General features: G+C 64.1%; 19 protein-coding genes. 8 read left to right on the top strand and 11 right to left on the bottom strand.

All coding sequences use genetic code 11. The features are described 5' to 3' along the window. Together H618_RS22885 and H618_RS0116005 are read left to right on the top strand one after the other, a co-directional pair. Positions 1 to 2,028 (top strand): TrbL/VirB6 family protein (locus H618_RS22885; protein ID WP_028696035.1); only part of this gene is annotated, 2,028 nt, incomplete at its 5' end. After that, positions 2,028 to 2,972: a hypothetical protein gene (locus H618_RS0116005; RefSeq protein ID WP_154660676.1), complete on the top strand. Its 945-nt coding sequence runs from the start codon at positions 2,028 to 2,030 to the stop codon at positions 2,970 to 2,972. The genes H618_RS22885 and H618_RS0116005, both read left to right, overlap by 1 nt. A gap of 133 nt (positions 2,973 to 3,105) precedes the next feature. On the opposite strand, the gene pmbA is transcribed toward H618_RS0116005, so the two are convergent. Next, positions 3,106 to 4,452 carry a metalloprotease PmbA gene (gene pmbA, locus H618_RS0116000; RefSeq protein ID WP_028696033.1) on the bottom strand — a complete coding sequence of 449 codons (1,347 nt, stop codon included), beginning with the start codon at positions 4,450 to 4,452 and terminating at the stop codon, positions 3,106 to 3,108. A gap of 108 nt (positions 4,453 to 4,560) precedes the next feature. Between pmbA and yjgA the strand changes: the two genes are divergently transcribed. Next, positions 4,561 to 5,082, top strand: a complete 522-nt coding sequence (gene yjgA / locus H618_RS0115995) for a ribosome biogenesis factor YjgA (RefSeq protein WP_028696032.1) — start codon at positions 4,561 to 4,563, stop codon at positions 5,080 to 5,082. 54 nt (positions 5,083 to 5,136) lie between these two features. On the opposite strand, the gene tldD is transcribed toward yjgA, so the two are convergent. The 8 genes from tldD to mreB all read right to left on the bottom strand — a co-directional run bounded on the left by tldD (position 5,137) and on the right by mreB (position 16,250). After that, a complete protein-coding gene (gene tldD / locus H618_RS0115990; RefSeq protein WP_028696031.1) occupies positions 5,137 to 6,576 on the bottom strand; it encodes a metalloprotease TldD in 1,440 nt (479 codons plus the stop codon). A gap of 2 nt (positions 6,577 to 6,578) precedes the next feature. Next, the gene (locus H618_RS0115985; protein ID WP_028696030.1) at positions 6,579 to 7,430 is read right to left on the bottom strand and encodes a carbon-nitrogen hydrolase family protein; all 852 of its coding nucleotides are present in this window, start codon (positions 7,428 to 7,430) and stop codon (positions 6,579 to 6,581) included. 9 nt (positions 7,431 to 7,439) lie between these two features. Then, the gene (locus tag H618_RS0115980; RefSeq protein WP_028696029.1) at positions 7,440 to 11,270 is read right to left on the bottom strand and encodes a YhdP family protein; all 3,831 of its coding nucleotides are present in this window, start codon (positions 11,268 to 11,270) and stop codon (positions 7,440 to 7,442) included. 73 nt (positions 11,271 to 11,343) lie between these two features. Next, positions 11,344 to 12,801, bottom strand: coding sequence for a ribonuclease G (gene rng / locus H618_RS0115975; RefSeq protein ID WP_028696028.1), 1,458 nt, complete (start codon positions 12,799 to 12,801; stop codon positions 11,344 to 11,346). Between the two features lie 53 nt (positions 12,802 to 12,854). Beyond that, entirely contained in the window at positions 12,855 to 13,463 is a 609-nt protein-coding gene (locus tag H618_RS0115970; protein WP_028696027.1) for a Maf family protein, read from the bottom strand. A 31-nt stretch (positions 13,464 to 13,494) separates the two neighbouring features. Next, entirely contained in the window at positions 13,495 to 13,983 is a 489-nt protein-coding gene (gene mreD / locus H618_RS0115965) for a rod shape-determining protein MreD (RefSeq protein ID WP_028696026.1), read from the bottom strand. Continuing rightward, complete coding sequence (gene mreC / locus H618_RS0115960) at positions 13,983 to 15,002, bottom strand: rod shape-determining protein MreC (protein WP_245586787.1); 1,020 nt, start codon at positions 15,000 to 15,002, stop codon at positions 13,983 to 13,985. The genes mreD and mreC overlap by 1 nt, the downstream gene beginning before the upstream one ends. A 210-nt stretch (positions 15,003 to 15,212) precedes the next feature. Further along, a complete protein-coding gene (mreB, locus tag H618_RS0115955) occupies positions 15,213 to 16,250 on the bottom strand; it encodes a rod shape-determining protein MreB (protein WP_028696024.1) in 1,038 nt (345 codons plus the stop codon). Positions 16,251 to 16,455: 205 nt separating this feature from the next. On the opposite strand from mreB, the gene gatC reads away from it, so the two are divergent. The 5 genes from gatC (at position 16,456) to H618_RS0115930 (ending at position 21,214) form a co-directional block, all read left to right on the top strand. After that, positions 16,456 to 16,743 (top strand): Asp-tRNA(Asn)/Glu-tRNA(Gln) amidotransferase subunit GatC, encoded by a 288-nt coding sequence (gene gatC, locus H618_RS0115950; protein ID WP_028696023.1) that lies wholly within the window; start codon positions 16,456 to 16,458, stop codon positions 16,741 to 16,743. 15 nt (positions 16,744 to 16,758) lie between these two features. After that, on the top strand, positions 16,759 to 18,210 hold the full coding sequence (gene gatA / locus H618_RS0115945) for an Asp-tRNA(Asn)/Glu-tRNA(Gln) amidotransferase subunit GatA (RefSeq protein WP_028696022.1): 1,452 nt from the start codon (positions 16,759 to 16,761) through the stop codon (positions 18,208 to 18,210). Between the two features lie 11 nt (positions 18,211 to 18,221). Further along, positions 18,222 to 19,667 carry an Asp-tRNA(Asn)/Glu-tRNA(Gln) amidotransferase subunit GatB gene (gene gatB / locus H618_RS0115940; RefSeq protein WP_028696021.1) on the top strand — a complete coding sequence of 482 codons (1,446 nt, stop codon included), beginning with the start codon at positions 18,222 to 18,224 and terminating at the stop codon, positions 19,665 to 19,667. Between the two features lie 67 nt (positions 19,668 to 19,734). Continuing rightward, positions 19,735 to 20,109, top strand: coding sequence for a septal ring lytic transglycosylase RlpA family protein (locus tag H618_RS0115935; protein ID WP_028696020.1), 375 nt, complete (start codon positions 19,735 to 19,737; stop codon positions 20,107 to 20,109). Positions 20,110 to 20,188: 79 nt separating this feature from the next. Next, positions 20,189 to 21,214: a calcium/sodium antiporter gene (locus H618_RS0115930; protein ID WP_028696019.1), complete on the top strand. Its 1,026-nt coding sequence runs from the start codon at positions 20,189 to 20,191 to the stop codon at positions 21,212 to 21,214. Between the two features lie 30 nt (positions 21,215 to 21,244). Here H618_RS0115930 and H618_RS0115925 read toward each other — a convergent pair whose 3' ends face one another. Beyond that, positions 21,245 to 22,606, bottom strand: coding sequence for an amino acid permease (locus H618_RS0115925; RefSeq protein WP_028696018.1), 1,362 nt, complete (start codon positions 22,604 to 22,606; stop codon positions 21,245 to 21,247). 48 nt (positions 22,607 to 22,654) lie between these two features. Continuing rightward, positions 22,655 to 23,596 carry an AEC family transporter gene (locus H618_RS0115920; protein WP_028696017.1) on the bottom strand — a complete coding sequence of 314 codons (942 nt, stop codon included), beginning with the start codon at positions 23,594 to 23,596 and terminating at the stop codon, positions 22,655 to 22,657. Between the last annotated feature and the right edge of the window lie 21 nt (positions 23,597 to 23,617).

Raw genomic sequence — 23,617 nt, 5'->3', positions numbered from 1 at the left:
GAGCGCAAGACGAAGTATGCCGGCCAGAATGCCCACGCATTGCAGAGCGCGACGCTCATCAGCAACTACTTCGAGGCCATGCACAAGCAGGCTGCGTATTCCGAAGAGGGGGCCGATGCGCTGATCCGGCAGAAAAAGCTCGTCAAATACACTGACGCCATGGCATTTCCCGCCGAGTACGCCGAGCGCATCAACGCCTTCGACGAAACCATCGCCCTGGCGGTGAACGACGTCATCGCCTGGGTAGTGCTGATGAATCCGGTCAAGCTGCTGGGCAAGGCGCTGTCCTGCTTCGATACCCGCGTCATCCCCACGGCCCGTGCCTATGAGCAGGCGGTTTTCCAGTGTATCGGCGCCCTGGTGCACACCCAGCGCGGCACGCACGTGCTGGCCCAGCTGATCGACATGCCCGTGGACAGCAGCCCCTATTGGCTGGCGCTGGCCAATGGCAGTGACCTGCTCCTCGATCGCTTGCGCGACAGCGCCGGGGTGCTGGCCAAGAGCACCTTCCAGGTGTTGGACGCCTTCATGGAAGAACATGCCATCACCCCGGCCACCAATGCCCTGATCGGTCTGCTGCAAGCGATACCCGCGGCCAAACGTGCAGACGTGCTGATACCACGCCTGCGGCATGTGATGGAGATCAGGGCCAACGTCACCCTCGTCCAGTACGAAATGAGCCTGGCAGACCTGCAACGCGCCGCCTATGAGTTCCAGGGCCACCAAAGCCTGGAGGCCGCCAAAGCCCAAGGCTGGAAAGTGCCGACGCCGAAGGTCACCCAGTTCGACTTGACCATCCAAATCCCCGTCTATGAATGGGTCAAGATTGGCGAGACCAGCTACCACGAGATCGACAGTCCGCCCAAGGATCGACCGGCGCTGCCACCACCACGGGCGATGGAACTGCAGGGGAATCCGTTCATGAATGCGGTGAAACGGATGCGGGAGCCGGCGGGGCATTTGTTTGCGGGGTTGGGGGGGTATTTGGCGGTTGTGGGGATGAGGAATGCGCTAAGAGAAGCAAGTAATAGTAAGAATAAGTTAGTGTCTGGCGCCAATCTCTTAGGGGCGTTAAGTGCAATGATCGGCGCAGGATTAGAAATCAGCGCAGGCATTATCGGGGCGACCATTGGCATTCACGGAAAAGTTGCCGTCGCTGCATCTGCTAAATTCATGGCGGCTAAAATCGGTGTCGCTTTATTCGGCACCGGTAGCGCGACTTTGATGGCTGCAGTAGAGCTGGCAGGTGCAGCAAAAGCATTCACTAACAGCAATCCTGATCAGGGATTGATGTTTCTCGGTTCCGCCATTGCGAGCGGCGTGCTCGCTACTGCCACTTGGGCCGGCGGTACAGCTGCCGCCATATCGCTGTCGACCGAAGTCACAGGTGTTACTGTTCTTGGACTAACTGCAGCGGGATGGGCGGTCGTGGCTCTGGTAGCAACGGCCGTCGTTGTCGCATTTGCTATCGGCGTCGATATGAACAAACACGGACCGGCGGAAATATGGCTGAAACACAGTGCATGGGGTATCGATTATAGCCGCTATAATAACAAGGAAGAGCTAGACGCTATTTATAGCTTATACCATCGACCGCGCCTCGAAGCCAAATGGGAGCAGAGGTATGGGTATCCGGTAGGCACACTGCGTATTCACTGCTGGCTACCGGGAATACAAGGACAGCCCGAGGAACGTTTTCAAACCAGATTAACTTTCAGCTTATATGAAAGAACACTAGCTCGTATCGACGGCCCCGTAGTCTACTCAGGATCTAATCCTGTCGACTACCACCGGGAGTGCCTTGTGACCCGCTTGGGATTTACCGGCAAAGAATGTGGCTGGTCAATCCAAATGCATCAGTTTGCCAAAGTCACCCTTGAATATGTGTACTTCCCCGACCCGGAACGACAGCCTGATCTGGTTTTGACCCACCCTAACTCACCTAAACCACTGATATTCAAAGCAAGCGGATGGCTAAGTCTACCAAGCGATCTGGCAGAATTGGAACCTGTCCGAGGCCCGAAGTAATGCCTGCGGTCAAGCGCCTTCCAAAGAATATTCGCTTCGGCGGAACACGCCTTTCTAAAAACAGGCAAACAGGTGAAGCACCACAAGCGGACGGTGTGCGCAGGTTAAATAGCCAAGCTGTTGAGCTGGAAACGTATGCTAATTTCAATCAGTCCGGAGCAGCACGAGCGCTGGCATTGTCGTTCATACTGGGTCTGGCAACATTTTCAATCATGATCTATTTAACTGAAACGGAGGAGCTGACATGGATGATGATTGCTGAGCTGGGACTGATCATTCCCATGTTACCGGCCGTGATTACTGGCCTATACTTAATAAGCCGCGCCCATCGCTGCCGCGGTGCCTACATTCGCCTGCACAGGGCAACTCGCAAGCTCTACTTCGTCTATCCCCATCAAACACGCCTTCATGTACTGGACTGGGATCAACTCGAAGTGCTAGCAGGGTTTATTCCCATCGTTTCGATGAGCGGCTATGCGACTCGGCATCCGCTGTACCTGATCGGCGTGGACTACAACATGGACCCGCCCACCGAAATCTGTGCCGCGTGCGGAAACCTTGGTGTATTCGACGGCGACCGTTCAGCAAAGTCCCTATTCTCCTACCTCCAAGCCTTCATGGAACACGGTCCCGAAGTATTGCCTAAACCCCCGCCCATCCCCCCACGACTCAGCCGTCGAGAGGAAGCTCTGCAACCCTACCGTCACTGGTACGCCGGCCTGCGGCGCACTTTGGCAAAACCCTATGGACTGCTCAAAGCCCCGGTGACTATTCCGCTCTGGTTAGGATGGCTCCTGATCAATGCGTACCCCGAAAGCTTCGAAAACTTCATCCAGTACAACGTGCCCTATGCGAAGTTTCCAAAAGAAATTGATAAGTTGTGTGGCTTCGAAAAGAGGCGCAAGCCGGTGATTCGGTTAAATGGGAAGCGGATCGATTCATGAGCAGATCGGTCCGCGGTTAACGAAGGAAATTCGGGGCTTTGGAAGCAAAAACCCCTGCGAGCGCTAGAGCACTCGCAGGGGGTGCAGGGACGCGGTCCGGATGATCCGGTCTATATACAGTCAGTCCGAGCCATCAACTCCCCGCAACCATCATCCGCTCGATCAACACCGAGCCCGTATGGATATTGCTGCGGGTCTCCAGATCGCTGCCGATGGCGACGATCTGCTGGAACATGTCTTTCATGTTGCCGGCGATGGTCACTTCCTGCACGGCGAACTGAATTTCGCCGTTCTCGACCCAGTAGCCGGCCGCGCCGCGCGAGTAGTCGCCGGTGACCATGTTCAGGCCGTGGCCCATCAGTTCGGTGACCAGCAGGCCGCGGCCCATGCGGCGGATCAGCGCTGCCTGGTCTTCCACGCCGTGGGTGACGTAGAGGTTGTGCACGCCGCCGGAGTTGGCCGTGCTGGGCAGGCCCAGCTTGCGCCCCGAGTAAGTGCCGAGGATGTACGAGACCAACTCGCCGTTTTCCACGAACGGCTTGGCGTAGGTCGCAAGACCGTCGCCGTCGAAGCCGGCACTGCCCAGCGCACGCGGAATGTGCGGGCGTTCGTCGAGGGTCAGCCAGGTGGGGAACAGGCGCTGGCCGATGCTGCCTTCAAGGAACGACGATTTGCGGTACAGGTTGCCGCCGGAAATCGCCGACATGAAACTGCCGAACAGCCCCCCCGCCAGCTCCGCGGAGAACAGCACCGGCACTTCGCAGGTGGGCACCGAGCGGGCGCCGAGGCGGCTGGCGGCGCGTTGTGCGGCGCGCTGGCCAATGCTGCGCGGATCGGCCAGCAGGTGCGCCTGGCGCTGCACGTCGTACCAGTAGTCGCGCTGCATCTGCCCTTCGCCCTCGGCGATCATCACGCAGCTCAGGCTGTGCCGGGTCGACGCGTAGCCGCCGACGAAGCCGTGACTGTTGCCGTACACCCGCACGCCCTGGTGGGTATTGAGGGTGGTGCCATCGGCATTGACGATGCGCGGGTCGGCGTCGAACGCGGCCGCTTCACAGGCCAGGGCCTGCTCGATGGCCTGGTCGGGGCTGATGTCCCAGGCGTGGTAGAGGTCCAGGTCAGGCACATCGCGGGCCATCAGCGCAGCGTCGGCCAGGCCGGCGCACTCGTCTTCGGAGGTGTGTTTGGCGATGGCCAGGGCTGCGGCGACGGTTTCGCGGATGGCCTCGGCGCCACTGGCCGAGGTGCTCGCCGAGCCCTTGCGCTGGCCCAGGTACAGGGTGATGCCAAAGCCCTGGTCGCGATTGAATTCGACGGTTTCCACCTCACGCTGACGCACCGTAGTGGAAAGCCCCTGCTCCAGGGAAACCGCCACTTCGCAGGCACTGGCGCCCTGGCGGCGTGCTTCGGCGACGATCGCCTCGACCTGTTCCTGCAACACCGGCAGGTCCTTCGGGCCTACGCTCTGGACTGCACTCATGGTTATCTCCAATCAAATTCTGCGTTCGGCGAAGGCCATTCATAGACCGGGCCGGACAAGCGGCCCCCGACTGGTTATCATGGCGGCGATTTCCTGCGGACTGCCACCATGGTTGATTCATACGACGACGCCTTCGACGGCGAAAAAAGCAAAACTCAGATCAAGCGCGAGCTGCATGCGCTGGTCGAACTGGGCGAGCGCCTGACCACCCTCAAGGCCGATACCCTGGCCCTGCTGCCGTTGACCGACGCCTTGCGCAAGGCCCTGGCCGATGCCAGCAAGCACACCTCGCACATTGCCCGCAAACGGCACATGTCGTTCGTCGGCAAGCTGATGCGCGACCAGGACCTGGACGCGATCAACGCGGTGTTCGAACAGGTCGACACTTCCAGCCGCCAGTACAACGAGCGCTTCCACAACCTCGAGCGCTGGCGCGACCGGCTGGTGGACGGCAACGACGAGGACCTCGAGCGCTTCGTCAACGAGTACCCCGACACCGATCGCCAGCACCTGCGCTCACTGGTGCGCCATGCCCAGCATGAGAAAGCCCGCGACAAGCCACCGGCGGCGGCGCGCAAAGTGTTCAAGTACATCCGTGACCTCGACGAGCTGCAGCGCGGCCTGCGCTGAGCCGGTCACAGCCCCGGAGCCGGGGGCGCAGGCTGCGCGCCCCTGAAGCGTGAGTCACGCCCCGGTCCCGCCGACGGTAATCGCATCGAGCTTCAAGGTCGGCTGGCCAACCCCCACGGGCACCGACTGACCATCCTTGCCGCAGGTGCCGACGCCACTGTCCAGGGCCAGGTCGTTACCCACCATCGATACCCCACGCATCGCCTCAGGGCCATTGCCGATCAGGGTCGCACCCTTGACCGGGGCGGTAATCTTGCCGTCTTCGATCAGGTACGCCTCGCTGGTGGAGAAGACGAACTTGCCGCTGGTGATGTCCACCTGGCCGCCGCCGAGATTGGCGCAGTACAGGCCGCGCTTGACCGAGCGAATGATTTCTTCCGGGTCGCTTTCGCCAGCGCGCATGTAGGTGTTGGTCATGCGTGGCATCGGCAAGTGCGCATAGGATTCACGGCGACCGTTGCCGGTGACCGCCATGCCCATCAGCCGCGCGTTGAGCTTGTCCTGCATGTAGCCCTTGAGCACGCCATTCTCGATCAGCGTGGTGCATTCGGTGGGGGTGCCTTCGTCGTCGACGCTGAGCGAACCACGGCGACCTTCAAGCGTGCCGTCGTCGACGATGGTGCACAGCTTGGAGGCCACTTGCTGACCGATGCGCCCGCTGAATGCCGAGCTGCCCTTGCGGTTGAAGTCCCCCTCCAGGCCGTGGCCGACCGCTTCGTGCAGCAATACCCCTGACCAGCCCGAACCCAGCACCACCGGCAACGTACCGGCAGGCGCCGCGACCGCTTCGAGGTTGACCAGCGCCTGACGCAGCGCCTCGCGGGCATAGCCCATGACTTTTTCTTCAGTGAAGTAGCGATAGTCGGTACGCCCGCCACCGCCCTGCCCGCCCCGCTCGCGGCGACCGTTGTGCTCGACGATGACGCTGACGTTGAAGCGCACCAGCGGGCGCACGTCGGCAGCCAGGCTGCCGTCGCTGGCAGCGACCAGAATGCGTTCCCACACCCCGGCCAGGCTCACGCTGACCTGCTGGATACGCGGGTCGAGCGCACGGGTGGCGATGTCGACGCGCTTGAGCAGCTCGACCTTCTCGGCCCGGCTCAGCACATCCAGCGGGTTGTCGGCGGTGTACAGCGCGGTGACGTCCTGGCCGCGGAACGCCTGCACGCGGCCTTGCTGACCGGCGCGGGAGATCGATCGTGCGGCGGTGGCCGCCGAGGTCAGGGCTTCGAGGTTGATCGCGTTGCTGTAGGCGAAGCCGGTCTTTTCACCGGACTGGGCGCGCACGCCGACGCCCTGGTCGAGGTTGAAGCTGCCTTCCTTGACGATGCCGTCTTCCAGGGCCCAGGTTTCCGAGACCTGGCCTTGGAAGTACAGGTCGGCGGCATCGATGCCGGGCCCGGCCAGGCCGCCCAGGACGCTTTGCAGGCTGTCCAGGGTCAAACCGCCGGGGGCCAGGAGTTGCTCGCTGACGGTGGATAACATCTGGCTCATAGTCACTCCAAGGTGTGCGCAGGCCGCAAGGCGTCCTGCGAGAAAAAGCGCCGGTGTTCGAACACCGGCATTCGCGTGCGTATCGACGCTTGTTCATCGGCATCGCGCTGCCCCAGCAGCACCGCTTCACCGCGCGCCTGCTGGGCGACGATGCGTCCCCAGGGGTCGACGATGGCGGCCTGGCCGTGGGTCTCGCGCGGGCCGGGGTGTATTCCGCCCTGGGCAGCGGCCAGCAGGTAACACTGGGTTTCGATGGCTCGCGCCCGGATCAGCACCTCCCAGTGCGCCGCGCCGGTCACCGCAGTGAACGCCGAGGGCGCGCTGATCAGCTCGGCGCCGGCGGCGCGCAAGGCGCTGTACAGCTCGGGAAAGCGCAGGTCGTAGCACACCGTCAGGCCCAGGCGACCGACCGGAGTCTCGGCCACCACCACCTGCCCACCATGGGCGTAATCGTCCGATTCACGGTAACGGCCGCGGTTGTCGCTCACATCGACATCGAACAGATGCAACTTGTCGTAGCGGGCGACGATCTCGCCCTGGTCATCGATCAGCAGCGAGCAGGCACAGGCCTTGCCCTCGGGCTGATCGACAGGCGGCAACGGCAATGTGCCGGCCACGATCCATAACCTGAGGGCGCGGGCAGTGCGTTTCAACCACGGCACGATCGGCCCCTCGCCCAGCGCTTCGCTGCGACCGATTGCGGCAGCGTCGCGCCGGTCCATGGCAGCGAAATTCTCCGGCAGCACCGCCAACCGCGCGCCGCCCTCGGCGGCCTGTTGCAGTAGGCAGCCGGCGCTGTGCAGGTTGGCCAGGACGTCGTCCTGGCTGACCATCTGGATTACCGCGATATTCACATCCGGCTCCTAGCGCGATTTATCAAAAGGCTTCACAAAGGTGATTTTAGGCTCTTTGTACGGACCCTCGACGCGGTAATGCACGCTGGCAAAGCGCGATACCCGGTCGCCGATCAGCTGATCGACGATGAACAACGCGCCGCCAATGGCCGGGGCGCCGACGATCAGCGCCGCCAGTGGCAGGTTGTTGGTCACCGGCAAGGAGACCTGCACGTTGGCCGCAACCCGCTCGCGCACCATGTCCAGCGTGCCCTCGATGTCGATGTTGCTCGAAGGACCGGTCATGCTGATCGGCTCTCGGGTGACGTACACGCCCTGGCTGGCCACCAGATGACCCTTGACCCGATCATAGGCCAGGCCCTTGGCGAACAGGTCGGAGAAGTCCAGGCGCAGGCGCCGCCCAAGGGAGTTGAAGTTGAGCAGGCCGAAGACCCGCAGTGCCTGGGCGCCGCCCTCCACTTCGACGAAGCGCCCGGTGCGCAACGAGGCTTGCAGGCTGCCAGACAGGCGATCGAGGCCGATCCAGGCCGGTGAACCCGGCCAGCGTGCGTCGATATCCAGATGAAATTCGCGGCTGGTCACCGATGGCGCGAAGCCCCACGCCTTGAGCACCTCTGACAGATCGCGCCCACCGACACGGCCCTTGTACCAGCTGCTGGTGCGCCCGGAGTCACCTTCCCAGGCACCGCTGCCGGTCACCTGCAGGCCCTTCATGTCAAGGTCCAGGCTGTTGACCGATACACCGCGTGGGGTGGGCCGCAGTTGCACACCCACCCGGCCGTAGAAGTCGTCGCCCCGGTAGAGTTTGTCGATGCTCAGATCCAGCGCCGGCGTGCGCCGCGGATCGAAGCTGGCCAGTGGGTCACGGCCGTTGTCGCCTGGTTGTTCGGCGGCATCGGCAGCCGGGGCCGGCGGCAGGCGCAAGGTACTCAGCCGTACCACCAGCGACGCGGCCTTGGCATCGGGCAGGCGGGCATCGCCGATCACCTCACGGCTGTCCAGGCGCAAATCCCAGGCGCTGCCACTGCGCGCCAGGCGCACCACGGCCTGGTTGAGGGTCATGTCGTAGACCTTGAGCCGTCCGACACTCAGATCGACGCTCTGCAACACCTGCCGCGCACTGCCGCCAGGGTCATCACCGGCGAAGCGGCTGGCTTGCTGTTGCCAGGCCTGCACATCGAGACTGTCGAGCCGCCCCCGCACGCGCAGGCCACGAGTGGCCGGCGGCGTCGCCTGGCCGCCGCCGAGCAGCACCTCGCCGCGGCCTTGGTCGAGTTGCTCGGCCGGTGCCACGTAGGCCAGTTGCGCAAGGTCGGCATAGCGCGCATCCATGCGCCGCTCGGCGCCGTCGAGGTTCATGCTGAAGCGGCTGTCACGCACCGTTGAGGTGGCTTTGCCGAAAGGCACTGGCAGATCGATCTGCAAGCCCTTGAGGGTCGAGTCGACCACCAGGCGGTTATCGAGGCTGCCCAGGTGCACTTGCAGCCGATAGGGAATTTCGCCGCTGGCCGGCAGCGCCTGCTTGAACTTCAGCCAATCGGTCAGGGTGCTCAGGGCCATCTGCCCAGTAGCGTCGATGCGCGTCTGCATCTGCCCGCCCTGCCCCTCGGCACTGATCTGCGCACTGACCGGCCGGCCAAAGGCATTGAAGGTCACGTCACCGGCGCTCAGGCCTTTGGCCAGATCGAAGCGGAAGTCGCCGCCCAGGCGGCTCAAGTGCAATTCAGGCGAGGCGATTTTCAGGGTCGCGTCGCGGGTCGAGAAGTCCACCAGCACCTTGGGCTGATCGCCCTTGGCCAGAGGAATGTCCAGCTTGAGCTTGCCCTTGAGCGGCCCGCTGCCCTCCCAGCCAGCGAAGATCTGTTCGGTGCCGATCGGCGCCTGCTGGAGAATTTTCAGGCCATCGGCGAGCTTGCCGTCGACCGCCCCTTGCAGCAGCAGATGGCTGTGCTGGCCTTCCTCGACATGGGGAATGTCGACCTTGACCTGGCTTACCTTGGTGTCGAGCAACAGCCCACGCTCGGCGGCGATACGCACCCCGGCGTCGTCGATGTAGACCTTGCCATCGACCTCACGCACCTGTGGCCAGCCCGGCTGGAAATCCAGCGCCGCATCGCGCACATCGAAGAACAGGCTGATGCTGCGCGAGTGTGGCGGGGCGTCGTGGTGCAGCGAGCCCTGGTACTGGAAGTAGCCCTCATTGACGCTGCCTTTGACGATCGCGGTGCGCAGCCATTCGTCGACCGCCGGGCTCAACACCTCAGGCAGGTACTTGGCAGTGTAGCGACCATCGCCGTCGGTCAGACCGACGCGCAGGTCCATGTAATCTTCATGGCCCTTCTCGAGAAAGATGCGGATGAGGAAATCGCCAGCGATGTTGCCCTCTTCGCCGCGCACTTTCAGGTACGGCGCGACCAGGGTGAAGGCTTGTTTGTCGAGGGTCCAGGTCAGCCGCGCGTTGGCCTTCTGGTAGTGCCAGGGTTTTTCGAAGATCGGGTACAGGTGCAGCATGAAGGCGTCGGTGTCCAGGCGCAGCTCGCCGTGGCCGAGGTCACCGCTGATGCTGCCACTGACGTTATCCGCCGCCGGCGCGCCGTGGTAGGCGGCGAAACCGATGCGCTCGAGGTTGGCGGCGAACTGCACCCGCTGGTCGCCCTCGGCCTTGGGCTGCACGTCGAGCCGTACGTTGCGCAGGCCACCTTTGACCTTGAGCGAGTCGACCACAGTCATCAGTTGCGGCGACAGCGGCGCCAGGGCCTGGATCAGCGGGGTCAGCGGGGTCAGGTCGAGGCGCTCGGCCTGCACCTGCCAGCGTTCCTGCTCAGGCGTGTCGCCAGTGATTTGCTGCGCCTTGAGCCGCGTCTGCCACGGCGACTTGCCCAGCTCGGCCGAGAGCGAGTCGACCAACAGTTCAAGCCCCTCGGGCTTGCGCTGCAGCCAGGCCGAAAGTGCCAGCTGGTCAACATCGATGGCATTGCGCTTGGCATAGGCGCCGCGCAGATGCGGGGCCTGCACACGCGCCACCGCGCTTTGCAGTTGCCGTTGCTGCCAGTCGAGCCAGAACTCGCCACCGCCCTGTAGGGCTTGCGCCTTCCACTCGCCGAGCAGGCGCGGCGGCAGCCATTGCGCCCAGTCGCTTTGCGGCACACTCAGGTAGGCCTGCACGGCACCCTCGCGCCAGGCTTCGGCGCGTGCCTGACTGTGCAACACAGCGGCCAGCGGCTGACCATCGGGCAAGGTGGCCTTCACTTCCAGGCGTTGCCGAGTGCTGCCTGCGCGCAGGCCGACATCGACGTAGGTGAGGGTCAGCGGATCGCGCTGCCAGGGGTGCACGGTGAGCTGGCTGTCGAACACATCGACCTGCCCCAGCTGGCGCAACTGGCGCAGGACCCGCGCCGGATCGAAGGGTTGATCGTCCTGTTTGGGCAGGCCTTCGATGGCCCACTGGCCCTCTGGGTTTTCCCGGGCGATCAATTGCACGCCACTGAGCTGCACCCGCGCCAGGCGTGGCTGCCAGGCTTTCAGGCTGCCGAGCAGGTCAGGCACCACCTTGACTTCATCCAGGCGCAGCGCGCTCGCGCCCTCGCCGATTTGCAGGTCGTGCAGGCTGAACACCGGCACCAGCCGGCTCCAGCGCCCTTGCAGGGCGCCGATGTGCACTGGCTGACCGACCGCCTCGGCAACCTTGGCCTCGACCTCGGCGCGGTATTCGGCCACCAGCGGCACGAGAACCCGCCCCACGCTGACGTACAGCGCCAGCAGCACGATCAGCAGTGCACAGATGCCCAGCCCGCAACGGGTCAAGGCACCGGGAACGCGACTCAGACGCCCCATGGCCATGGCCCTCCCAGTGGTGCCTCGATAATCGTCTCCGGCAGCGTTCGCGCGTGCCGGCCTGCGGCGTCAACGCCGCTCAGAGCAGCACCACGTCGTACTGCTCTTGCGAATACATGGACTCGACCTGGAAGCGGATGGTTCGACCGATGAAGGTTTCCAGCTCGGCGACGTTGCCCGACTCTTCATCGAGCAGGCGATCGACCACCTTCTGATTGGCCAGTACCCGGTAACCCTCGGCCTGATAGGCACGGGCGACGCGCAGGATTTCCCGGAAGATTTCATAGCAGGTGGTTTCCGGGGTCTTGATCCGCCCGCGGCCCTGACAGGCGCTGCAGGGCTCGCAGAGTACCTGCTCAAGGCTTTCACGGGTGCGCTTGCGGGTCATCTGCACCAGGCCCAGTTCAGTGATGCCGATGATGTTGGTCTTGGCATGGTCGCGTTCGAGCTGCTTTTCCAGAGTGCGCAGCACCTGGCGCTGATGCTCTTCGTCTTCCATGTCGATGAAGTCGATGATGATGATGCCGCCCAGGTTGCGCAGGCGCAGTTGCCGGGCGATGGAGGTGGCGGCCTCGAGGTTGGTCTTGAAGATGGTTTCCTCAAGGTTGCGATGGCCGACGAAGGCGCCGGTGTTGACGTCGATGGTGGTCATCGCCTCGGCCGGGTCGACCACCAGGTAGCCACCAGACTTGAGCGGCACCTTGCGCTCCAGGGCGCGCTGGATTTCATCCTCGACGCCATACAGGTCGAAGATCGGCCGCTCGCCGGGATAATGCTCAAGGCGGCTGGCGATTTCCGGCATCAGCTCGCTGACGAACTGCATGGTTTTCTGGAAGGTTTCCCGCGAGTCGATGCGAATTTTCTCGATCTTTCCGTGAACCAAATCGCGCAAGGTGCGCAGCGCCAGGCCGAGGTCTTCATAGATCACCGTGGGGGCGCCGCAGGTCTTCATCTGGCTGCCGATCTGCTCCCACAGGCGGCGCAGGTAGCGAATGTCCTGCAGGATGTCCTCGGCGCGGGCGCCTTCGGCCGCGGTGCGCAGGATGAAGCCACCGGCATCTTTCATTTCTTCCTTGGCCATGCAGTCGCTGACCACCTGCTTGAGCCGATCACGCTCGGTTTCGTCTTCGATCTTCAGGGAAATGCCAACGTGGCTGCTGCGCGGCATGTACACCAGATAGCGCGAGGGAATCGACAGCTGCGTGGTAAGCCGCGCGCCCTTGGTGCCGATCGGGTCCTTGGTCACCTGCACGACCAGGCCCTGGCCTTCATGCACCAGGGCACTGATGGTCTCGACCGCAGAACCCTCGCGCTGGGAAATCTCCGAAGCGTGGATGAACGCCGCGCGTTCCAGACCGATATCGACGAATGCTGCCTGCATGCCCGGCAGCACCCGCACCACCTTGCCTTTGTAGATGTTGCCGACAATGCCACGGCGTAGCGTGCGCTCGACATGAACCTCTTGCAGTACCCCGTTTTCGACCACTGCCACGCGCGATTCCATCGGCGTGATGTTGATCAGAATCTCTTCGCTCATGGCAGCTTCTCGTCAAGGTATGGGGTAATGATGGATGGCGATTTGGCACCGTGCTAGTACGACTTCACCTCACCTGCCTCGGGCACCCCGCTCCAGCAGTCGATGCCAAAGCCCGCCAGCAGCTCGACGGTTTCCAGCAACGGCAAGCCGACCACGGCCGAGTAGCTGCCCACCAGACCACTGACGAACACTGCGCCCAGACCCTGAATGGCATAGCCACCGGCCTTGTCGGCAGGTTCGCCGCTGCTCCAGTAGCGTTGCGCCTCAGTCAGGCTGATGCTGCGCAGGGTCACTTCACTGGCCACACAAAGGCTGAGGCAGCGCGTCGCGTCGCTGACAGCCACCGCGGTCAGCACCTGGTGGCTGCGCCCACTCAAGGCGAGCAGCATGGCCTGGGCGTGCTCGGCGCTTTGCGGCTTGCCAAGAATCTGCCCATCGAGCACCACGGCGGTATCGGCGCCAAGCACCACGGCGTCAGCCGGTGCTGCGGCGCGCCCGGCGGCGGCCTTGGCTCGCGCCAGGCGCTCGACATAGGCGCTTGCGGCTTCATTGGCCAGCGGGGTTTCGTCGATGGGGGCACTGAGGGGGGTGAAGGCGATGCCCACCTGGGTCAGCAGTTCACGGCGGCGTGGCGAGCCTGAGGCCAGGTACAACGGGGGCATGGGACGTGTCCTTGTCGAGGGAGGGCGATCACTAGTTGATGCGCAGACGCCGACGCACATCGCGCAGGGCAAAGCTCAGCCACGGCCAGAGTACCGCACTGACCACCGCCGACCACACCAGCGCCAGGGTCGGCAGACGATTGCCGGTCAGCGCGCTGAGCCACAACTGCACCAGCTGGGCGATGCCGAAGATCACCAGAATCACCAGACTCTGCTGCCACATAGGGAAATTGCGCATGCGCTGCTGCAGGGTCAGCACGAGGAAGGTAATCAGCGTCAACACCAGCGCGTTCTGCCCGAGCAGGGTGCCGTACAGCACGTCTTCGGCCAGCCCCAGCACGAAACCGGTGGTCATGCCCACGCGGTTGGGTACCGCCAAGGCCCAGAACGCCACTAGCATGGCCAGCCACATGGGGCGGAACACCTCCATGAACTGCGGCATGGGCGACACGCTGAGCAACAGGCCGAGGGCGAAGGTCAGCCAGATCACCCAGCCATGGTTGCTACGGGTACTGGGCATCATTGCCTCCGCGGTTGGTCCGGCGTCGCTGCCGGTTGCGCCGGGGTCGCCGAAGGTTGCGCCGGGGCTGACGACGATGGCGCGGCGTTGGTGGGTGCCGAGGGCGCGCCTTGGCCGTTCGCTGGGGCTGCCGGGGTCGTCGAGTTGGCAGGCGCTGCGGGCGCTGCGCTGGTGCCCTTGCGGTCGGCCTCTTCCTGGGCCATGGCGGCCTCGGTGGCGCGTTGTTCGGGGGTGCGGCTGTCGGTGAACACCAGCAGCATGTAGCGGCTGCGGTTGAGGGCGGCGGTGGGGATGGCGCGGACGATGGCGAATGGTTGCCCGCTGTCGTGAATCACCTGGTTGACCGTTGCCACCGGGTAGCCTGCGGGGAAGCGTTCGCCCATGCCCGAGCTGACCAGCAGGTCGCCTTCCTTGACGTCGGCGGTGTCGGCCACGTGGCGCAGTTCCAGGCGCTCGGGGTTGCCCGTGCCGCTGGCGATGGCGCGCAGGCCGTTGCGGTTGATCTGCACCGGAATACTGTGGGTCGAGTCGGTCAGCAACAGCACACGCGAGGTGTAGGGCATCAGCTCGACCACCTGGCCCATCAGACCGCGGGCGTCGAGCACCGGCTGGCCGAGGAACACACCGTCACGCTCGCCCTTGTTGATGAGGATGCGATGGGTGAACGGATTGGGATCGACGCCGATCAGTTCGGCGACTTCGACCTTCTCGTTGACCAGCGCCGAGGAGTTGAGCAGCTCGCGCAGGCGCACGTTCTGCTCGGTAAGGGCGGCCAGCTTCTGCAGCCGGCCCTGCAACAGCAGCGCCTCGGTCTTGAGTTTCTCGTTCTCGGCGATCAGCTCGGTACGGCTGCCGAATTGCCCGGCCACGCCTTGCCAGAGCCGCTGCGGCAGGTCGGTGATCCAGTACGACTCCATCAACACCAGGCCCATCTGGCTGCGCACCGGCTTGAGCACGGCGAAGCGCGCATCGACCACCATCAAGGCGACCGAGAGCACGACCAGAACCAACAGGTGGATGCCCAGCGAGGGGCCTTTGGAGAAAAGCGGTTTAATGGGCCGTTCCTCGTGGACGACTCAGGAGGTCATTGGACATGGGACAACGCACCAGCCTGGTTGCGGGTTGACGGAAGCGGCGCAGATCAGCGCCAGCCGACGCATACAGGTAGCACTGCCCGTGCTACCTGTAAACCGGAGGGAAACGTTCCGGGTAGACAGCGACCGCGTCGGTCACTCGCTCGAGAGCAGGTCCATGGCGTGCTTGTCCATCATTTCCAGTGCCCGACCGCCGCCACGGGCGACGCAGGTGAGTGGGTCTTCGGCGACGATCACCGGCAGACCGGTTTCCTGGGCCAGCAGTTTGTCCAGGTCACGCAGCAGCGCACCACCACCGGTCAGCACCAGGCCGCGCTCGGCGATGTCGGAGGCCAGCTCCGGCGGCGATTGCTCCAGCGCGCTCTTGACCGCCTGGACGATGGTCGCCAGCGATTCCTGCAGCGCTTCGAGCACTTCGTTGGAATTGAGGGTGAAAGCGCGCGGTACACCTTCGGCCAGGTTACGGCCGCGGACATCGACTTCGCGGGTTTCGCCACCCGGGTAGGCGGTGCCGATTTCCTGCTTGATGCGCTCGGCGGTGGATTCGCCGATCAGGCTGCCGTAGTTGCGGCGCACGTAGGTGACGATGGCTTCGTCGAAACGGTCGCCACCGACCCGTACGGATTCGGCGTAGACCACGCCGTTGAGCGAGATCAGGGCAATTTCGGTGGTGCCGCCGCCGATGTCGACGACCATCGAGCCACGCGCTTCCTCGACCGGCAGGCCGGCACCGATGGCCGCGGCCATGGGTTCTTCGATGAGGAACACTTCACGGGCACCGGCGCCAAGGGCCGACTCGCGGATGGCATGGCGTTCGACCTGGGTCGACTTGCACGGCACGCAGATCAGCACACGCGGGCTGGGCTGCAGGAAACTGTTCTCATGCACCTTGTTGATGAAGTACTGCAGCATCTTTTCACAAACGCTGAAATCGGCGATCACGCCATCCTTCATCGGACGAATGGCGGCGATGTTGCCCGGGGTACGGCCGAGCATGCGCTTGGCATCGGTACCGACAGCGACGACGCTTTTCTGGTTGCCGTGGGTACGGATGGCAACAACCGAGGGCTCATTCAGTACGATACCGCGCTCACGCACGTAGATTAGAGTGTTGGCCGTCCCCAGGTCGATCGACAGATCGCTGGAAAACATGCCACGCAGTTTCTTGAACATGGGAAAGTGACCCTGGGGAAAGCGTGGGTAAAAAAGTGCGGCAAACTCTAACAATGGCGGGGATTTTGGGCAAGGAGCCAATATGTTAAATTGGCAGTTTTTCCGAGCACGCCAACAGAAGATCGCGGCCCTTTGACCGCCAGAACCGCAGCATGTTCCTCATGGCACAATTGTTCCTTTTTGTTTCATAGTCCTGGAGATCCCCATGGCGCTTCAACGTTGCGACGTGGAAAAGATCGCTCATCTGGCCCGCCTGGGCCTGAATGAAGCCGAGCTGCCCCACATCACCGATGCCCTGAACAGCATTCTCGGCCTCGTCGACCAGATGCAAGCGGTCGACACCGATGGCATCGAGCCACTCGCCCACCCCCTGGAAGCCAGCCAGCGTCTGCGCGCCGACCAGGTCACCGAACGCAACCAGCGCGAGGCCTACCAGGCCATCGCCCCTGCGACCGAAAACGGTCTGTACCTGGTTCCGAAAGTCATCGAGTAAGGGATAGAGCCTGCCATGCATCAATTGACCCTGGCCGAGATCGCTCGCGGACTCGCCGACAAGTCGTTCTCCGCCGAAGAACTGACCACCACCCTGCTGGCGCGGATCAACTCCCTCGACCCGCAGCTCAACAGTTTCATCACCGTCACCGACGAGCTCGCCGTGCAGCAGGCGCGGGCCGCCGACGCACGCCGCGCAGCCGGCGAGAGCGGTGCCCTGCTGGGCGCGCCGATCGCCCACAAGGACCTGTTCTGCACCCAGGGCGTGCGCACCAGCTGCGCATCGAAGATGCTCGACAACTTCACCGCGCCCTACGACGCCACGGTGGTCGCCAAGCTGGCCGCAGCCGGCATGGTCACCCTCGGCAAGACCAACATGGACGAGTTCGCCATGGGCTCGGCCAACGAGTCGAGCCATTACGGTGCGGTGAAGAACCCGTGGAACCTCGAGCACGTGCCTGGCGGTTCGTCGGGTGGCTCGGCGGCGGCGGTCGCTGCACGCCTGACCCCGGTCGCCACCGGCACCGACACCGGCGGCTCGATTCGCCAACCGGCTGCGCTGACCAGCCTCACCGGGCTCAAGCCGACCTATGGCCGGGTCTCGCGCTGGGGCATGATCGCCTACGCCTCGAGCCTCGACCAGGGCGGCCCGATGGCCCGCACCGCCGAAGACTGCGCCCTGCTGCTGCAAGGCATGGCCGGCTTCGACGCCAACGACTCCACCTCCATCGATGAGCCGGTACCTGACTACAGCGCCAGCCTCAACGCCTCGCTGCAGGGCCTGCGCATCGGTATTCCCAAGGAATACTTCGGCGCCGGCCTCGACCCACGCATCGCCGAACAGGTCCAGGCCAGCATCCAGGAACTGCAAAAGCTCGGCGCGGTGATCAAGGAAATCAGCCTGCCGAACATGCAGCACGCCATCGCCGCGTACTACGTGATCGCACCGGCCGAGGCCTCCTCGAACCTGTCGCGCTTCGACGGTGTGCGCTTCGGCTACCGCTGTGACAACCCCAAGGACCTCACCGACCTGTACAAGCGTTCGCGCGGCGAAGGCTTCGGCGTCGAAGTGCAGCGGCGCATCATGGTCGGCGCCTACGCGCTGTCGGCCGGCTACTACGATGCCTACTACCTCAAGGCGCAGAAGATCCGTCGACTGATCAAGAACGACTTCATGGCCGCCTTCGAAGGCGTCGACCTGATCCTCGGCCCGACCACGCCGAACCTGGCCTGGAAACTCGGCGCCAAGGGCAACGACCCGGTCGCCGCCTACCTGGAAGACGTCTACACCATCACCGCCAACCTGGCGGGCCTGCCGGGCCTGTCGATGCCGGCCGGATTCGTCGATGGCCTGCCGGTAGGCGTGCAACTGCTGGCGCCGTACTTCCAGGAAGCGCGCCTGCTCAATGTCGCCCACCGCTACCAGCAAGTGACCGACTGGCACACCCGTGCCCCCAACGGCTTCTGAGGAATTCACACATGCAATGGGAAGTTGTGATCGGGCTGGAGATTCATACCCAGCTCGCCACCCAGTCGAAGATTTTCTCCGGCAGCGCCACCACCTTCGGCTCCGAGCCGAACACCCAGGCCAGCCTGGTCGACCTGGGCATGCCTGGCGTGCTGCCGGTGCTCAACCAGGAAGCGGCGCGCATGGCCTGCATGTTCGGCCTGGCGATCGACGCCGAGATCGGGCCGCGCAACGTCTTCGCGCGCAAGAACTACTTCTACCCCGACCTGCCCAAGGGCTACCAGATCAGCCAGATGGACCTGCCGATCGTCGGCAAGGGCCACCTGGACATCGCCTTGGAAGACGGCACCATCAAGCGCATCGGCGTGACCCGTGCACACCTTGAAGAAGACGCCGGCAAGAGCCTGCACGAAGACTTCAATGGCGCCACCGGCATCGACCTCAACCGCGCCGGCACGCCGCTGCTGGAGATCGTCTCCGAACCGGACATGCGCAGCGCCAAGGAGGCCGTGGCCTACGTCAAGGCTATCCACGCGCTGGTGCGCTACCTGGGCATCTGCGACGGCAACATGGCCGAAGGCTCGCTGCGCTGCGACTGCAACGTGTCGATCCGGCCCAAGGGCCAGAGCGAATTCGGCACCCGCTGCGAGATCAAGAACGTCAACTCGTTCCGCTTCATCGAGCGCGCCATCAACAGCGAAGTCCAACGCCAGATCGAGTTGATCGAAGACGGCGGCAAGGTCATCCAGGAAACCCGCCTGTACGACCCGAACAAGGACGAAACCCGCTCGATGCGCAGCAAGGAGGAAGCCAACGACTACCGTTACTTCCCCGACCCCGACCTGCTGCCGGTGGTCATCGAGCCGGCATTGCTCGAGAGCATCCGCGCGGCCCTGCCGGAACTGCCGACACAGAAGGTCGAGCGCTTCCAGCAGCAGTACGGCCTTTCGGCCTACGACGCCAACGTGCTGGCCGCCAGCCGCGAACAGGCCGACTACTTCGAGCAGGTGGTGAAGATCGGCGGTGACGCCAAGCTGGCCGCCAACTGGGTCATGGTCGAGCTGGGCAGCCTGCTCAACAAGCTGGGCGTGGAGATCGACCAGGCACCGGTCAGCGCCGAGCAGCTTGGCGGCATGCTGCTGCGCATCCGCGACAACACCATCAGCGGCAAGATCGCCAAGACCGTGTTCGAAGCCATGGCCGCTGGCGAAGGCGATGCCGACGCGATCATCGACAGCAAAGGCCTCAAGCAGGTCACCGACAGCGGCGCCATCGAGTCGATGCTCGACGAGATGCTGGCGGCCAACGCCGAGCAGGTCGAGCAGTACCGCGCCGCCGATGAGGCCAAGCGCGGCAAGATGTTCGGCTTCTTCGTCGGCCAGGCGATGAAGGCCTCCAAGGGCAAGGCCAACCCGGCACAGGTGAACCAACTGCTCAAGGCCAAACTCGAAGGCTGAGTTTCGGTTTTGCCCGAGCGGCGCCTCGTCGCTCGGGCAACTCACTTTCCGCCAAGGAGCCCGCATTTTGTTCAAACGCTCCCTGGGCACCCTCGCCCTGTTTTCCCTGCTCACTGGCTGCGCCAGCGACGCCATCGATCCGCGTGGCTACGACCAGACCGGCAACGCCTCCTGGTACGGCGCGCGCCATCATGGCAAGCGCACCGCCAGCGGCGAACCCTTCAACCAGAACGCCCTGACCGCCGCGCACCGCAGCCTGGCTTTCGGCAGCCGGGTGCGCGTCACCAACCTGGCCAATCAGCGCAGTGTGGTGGTGCGCATCAACGACCGTGGCCCGCATAGCCGCGGGCGGCTGATCGACCTGTCGCGCGCCGCTGCCGGAAAAATCGGCATGCTGCGTAGCGGAACCGCGCGAGTGCGGGTACAAGGTCTGAGTCAATGACCGTTCAGGAGTCCTGATCATTTTCGACCTCGCCACATTGCCGACCTTCAGCCTGCTGCAACTGAGCAGCGGGCTGGTCCTGCTGGTGATCGGTGCCGAGCTGCTGGTGCGCGCCGCCTTGCGCCTGGCCACGCGCCTGCATGTACGCCCGCTGATCATCGGCCTGAGCCTGGTCGCCTTCGGCAGCACCGCGCCGCAACTGACCGTCAGCCTGCAAGCGGCCTACCAGGGCGCGCCCGATGTCGCCGTGGGCAGCGTGATCGGCAGCAACATCTTCAACCTGCTGGTGGTGCTGGGTTTCACCGCGCTGATCATCCCGCTGCGGGTGTCGCGGCAACTGGTGCGCCTCGACCTGCCGCTGATGATCGGCGCCAGCGCGCTGGTGTACCTGCTGGCGAGCAATGCCGAGCTGGGTCGCCTGGAAGGCGCGCTGCTGCTGCTTGGCCTGCTCGGTTACCTGCTGATGCTCTGGCATCAGTCACGGCATTACGCCCGCACCTATCCGGCCCCGCAGATTCACCACGTCGGGCGTGCACGGTTCTGGTCCGGCACGCTGTGTCAGGTGGCGCTGGGTTTCGTGCTGCTGAGTCTGGCGGGGCATCTGCTGCTGGAAGCTGCGGTGGAAGTCGCGACCGACCTGGGGCTGTCGGAGCGGGTCATCGGCCTCACCGTGGTCGCGGTGTGCACCTCGCTACCGGAGCTGGCAGCGGCGGTGGTCGCAGCGCTGCGTGGGGAACGCGAGATCGCCGTGGGCACGGTGATCGGCAGCAACCTGTTCAACCTGCTGGCGGTGCTTGGCCTGACCGCACTGGTGACCCCGCAGCCGCTGTCGATCTCGCCCAACGCCCTGGCTTTCGACCTGCCGGTGATGCTCGGTGTCGCCGCGCTGAGCCTGCCGCTGTTCTATTCCGGCTACCGCATCACCCGTGCCGAAGGATTGGTGCTGCTCGGTCTGTACCTGGTGTACGGCCTGCATGTGGTGACCTTCACCACCGGCATGCCGCTGGCCGGGCGGCTCGAGCGGCTGATGCTGTTCTACGTGCTGCCGGTGCTGGGCGGCATTTTGCTCTACACCACCGTGCGCGCCTGGCGCCGCCAGCAGTGAGGCTCACCCCGCACTGCCGGGGCGCAGCGCTCAGGCCTTGGCCTGGCGCAGCTTCTTCAGCTTGAAGGCAACCCCCAGCACCGCGATCCAGGCCGGAATCAGCAGCACCGAGATGCGAATCGGCGGGGTCAGGTACATCACCACCACGATCAGCGCGATGAACGCCAGGCACAGGTGGTTGGTGAACGGGTGGCCCCAGCTGCGGTAGAACGGCGTCTGGCCCTGAGCCAGCTTGGCTTTGCGGAACTTCAGGTGGGTGATGCTGATGCTCGCCCAGTTGATCACCAGCGCAGACACCGCCAGGGCCATCAGCAGGCCGAAGGCCTCGCCCGGCATCAGGTAGTTGATCACCACGCACAGCCCGGTGGCCACGGCCGATACGCCCAGCGCCGCCAGCGGCACGCCACGACGATTGAGCTTGAGCAACTGGCGCGGCGCATCGCCCTGGCTGGCCAGGCCGAACAGCATGCGGCTGTTGGCGTACACACAGCTGTTGTAGACCGACAGCGCCGCCGTCAGCACCACCACGTTGAGCACGGTGGCCACCACGTCGCTGTCCAGCTCATGGAAGATCATCACGAACGGGCTGCCGCCCTGCACCACCTTCTGCCACGGGTACAGCGCCAGCAGCACGGCCAGGGCGCCGATGTAGAAGATCAGGATGCGGTACACCACCTGGTTGGTGGCCTTGGGAATGCTCAACCGTGGGTTGTCGGCCTCGGCAGCGGTGATGCCGACCAGCTCGAGCCCGCCGAAGGAAAACATGATCACCGCCAAGGCCATGATCAGCCCGGTGATGCCGTTGGGGAAGAAGCCGCCGTGCTGCCACAGGTTGGCGACGCTGGCATCCGGCCCGCCGCTGCCGGTGCCGAGCAGCCAGGCGCCGAAGCCGATCATGCTGACGATCGCCACCACCTTGACCAGCGAAAACCAGAACTCCATCTCGCCATACACTTTCACCTGGGTCAGGTTGATGGCGTTGATCAGCACGAAGAAGATCGCAGCCGTGGCCCAGGTGGGGAAGTCCGGCCACCAGTACTTGACGTAGATACCCACGGCGGTCAGCTCGGCCATGCCCACCAGCACGTACACCACCCAGTAGTTCCAGCCCGAAACGAAACCTGCGAACTCGCTCCAGTAGTTGTGCGCAAAGTGGCTGAAGCTGCCGGCCACCGGCTCCTCGACCACCATCTCGCCGAGCTGGCGCATGATGAAGAACGCCATCAGGCCGGCCACCGCGTAGCCCAGCAGCACCGAGGGGCCGGCCAGCTGGATGGTCTGGGCGATGCCGAGAAACAGCCCCGTGCCGATGGCCCCACCCAGGGCGATCAGCTGGATATGACGGTTTTTCAGACCGCGTTTGAGCGGTTCTGGCGAGTGCTGCGTGTCCATGCGGTGTCCTATGGCTCAGAAAGCGGTGGCGAAGTCGGCAGTGAGCATCTAGATCCATCCGCCCCACTGCAAGACGAAAATGCCGATATTGGTAGTGATTGCAGCCATCAACGTGGTGATGACGATGATCGAGGCCGCGAGCTGGTGATTGCCCTGGGCTGCGCGCGCCATGACGTAGCTGGCCGCTGCGGTGGGGCTGCCGAAATACAGGAACAGAATGCCCAGCTCGGCGCCGCGGAAACCACACAGCCAGGCCCCCAGGGTGCCCAGCAGTGGCAGCCAGACCATCTTCAACAGGCTGACCTCGAAAGCCAGTTTGCCGCTGTCGCGCAGCGCCGGCAGCGACAGCGTGCCGCCGATGCAGATCAGCGCCAGCGGCAGGCTCATCTGCGCCAGGTAGTCGCCGGAGGTCAGCAGCCAGTTGGGCAGCGCCACCTCGCCATAGGCCAGCACGGTGGCCAGCAGCACACTGAGAATCAGCGGGTTGCTCAGCACGCTCTTGGCGATGCTCCATGGATCGGACTTGAGTTCGCGGCTGTACATCGCCAGCACCACGGCCGAGAGCGTGTTGTAGAGCAGGATCACCAGGCCGGCGAGCAGCGCGCCCAGGGAAATGCCGTGGTCGCCATACAGGCTCGCCGCCAGCGCCAGGCCGATGATGCCGTTGTTGCCGCGAAAGCTGCCCTGGGTATAGATGCCGCGATCGGCATACGCACAGCGGCGGATCGCCAGCCACCACGACACCCCGAAACCGATCAGCGTGGCCACGGTGAAGTAGACGATCAGGCCGGGCTGCACGGCGCTGGAGAGGTCGGCGTGATAGATGCCGAGAAACAGCAGCGCCGGCATGCACACGTTGAACACCAGGTTGGAGGCTACCCGGTTGAAGGCATCGTCGATCAGCCCGATGCGCTTGAGCAGTACGCCGAGAAACAGCATGGCGAACACAGGTGCCGTGATGTTCAGGGTCTGGATCAGCAGCTCGAGCATGGCGGCGGGATGTCCTGGTGC

Origin of the sequence: Pseudomonas cremoricolorata DSM 17059 = NBRC 16634 (assembly GCF_000425745.1) — a bacterium.
GTDB lineage: Bacteria > Pseudomonadota > Gammaproteobacteria > Pseudomonadales > Pseudomonadaceae > Aquipseudomonas > Aquipseudomonas cremoricolorata.
Note: the sequence above shows the minus strand (reverse complement) of the source record. Positions and strands in the feature narration are given on the sequence as shown.

Bases quoted from the DNA above. Each gene is read 5' to 3' on its own strand.
- yjgA (WP_028696032.1), top strand. From the start codon at position 4,561: ATGGTTGATTCATACGACGACGCCTTCGACGGCGAAAAAAGCAAAACT.
- H618_RS0115925 (WP_028696018.1), bottom strand. From the start codon at position 22,606: ATGGACACGCAGCACTCGCCAGAACCGCTCAAACGCGGTCTGAAAAAC.
- H618_RS0115980 (WP_028696029.1), bottom strand. From the start codon at position 11,270: ATGGCCATGGGGCGTCTGAGTCGCGTTCCCGGTGCCTTGACCCGTTGC.
- pmbA (WP_028696033.1), bottom strand. From the start codon at position 4,452: ATGAGTGCAGTCCAGAGCGTAGGCCCGAAGGACCTGCCGGTGTTGCAG.
- gatC (WP_028696023.1), top strand. From the start codon at position 16,456: ATGGCGCTTCAACGTTGCGACGTGGAAAAGATCGCTCATCTGGCCCGC.
- mreB (WP_028696024.1), bottom strand. From the start codon at position 16,250: ATGTTCAAGAAACTGCGTGGCATGTTTTCCAGCGATCTGTCGATCGAC.
- H618_RS0116005 (WP_154660676.1), top strand. From the start codon at position 2,028: ATGCCTGCGGTCAAGCGCCTTCCAAAGAATATTCGCTTCGGCGGAACA.
- tldD (WP_028696031.1), bottom strand. From the start codon at position 6,576: ATGAGCCAGATGTTATCCACCGTCAGCGAGCAACTCCTGGCCCCCGGC.
- H618_RS0115970 (WP_028696027.1), bottom strand. From the start codon at position 13,463: ATGCCCCCGTTGTACCTGGCCTCAGGCTCGCCACGCCGCCGTGAACTG.
- mreD (WP_028696026.1), bottom strand. From the start codon at position 13,983: ATGCCCAGTACCCGTAGCAACCATGGCTGGGTGATCTGGCTGACCTTC.
- gatB (WP_028696021.1), top strand. From the start codon at position 18,222: ATGCAATGGGAAGTTGTGATCGGGCTGGAGATTCATACCCAGCTCGCC.
- H618_RS0115920 (WP_028696017.1), bottom strand. From the start codon at position 23,596: ATGCTCGAGCTGCTGATCCAGACCCTGAACATCACGGCACCTGTGTTC.
- rng (WP_028696028.1), bottom strand. From the start codon at position 12,801: ATGAGCGAAGAGATTCTGATCAACATCACGCCGATGGAATCGCGCGTG.
- gatA (WP_028696022.1), top strand. From the start codon at position 16,759: ATGCATCAATTGACCCTGGCCGAGATCGCTCGCGGACTCGCCGACAAG.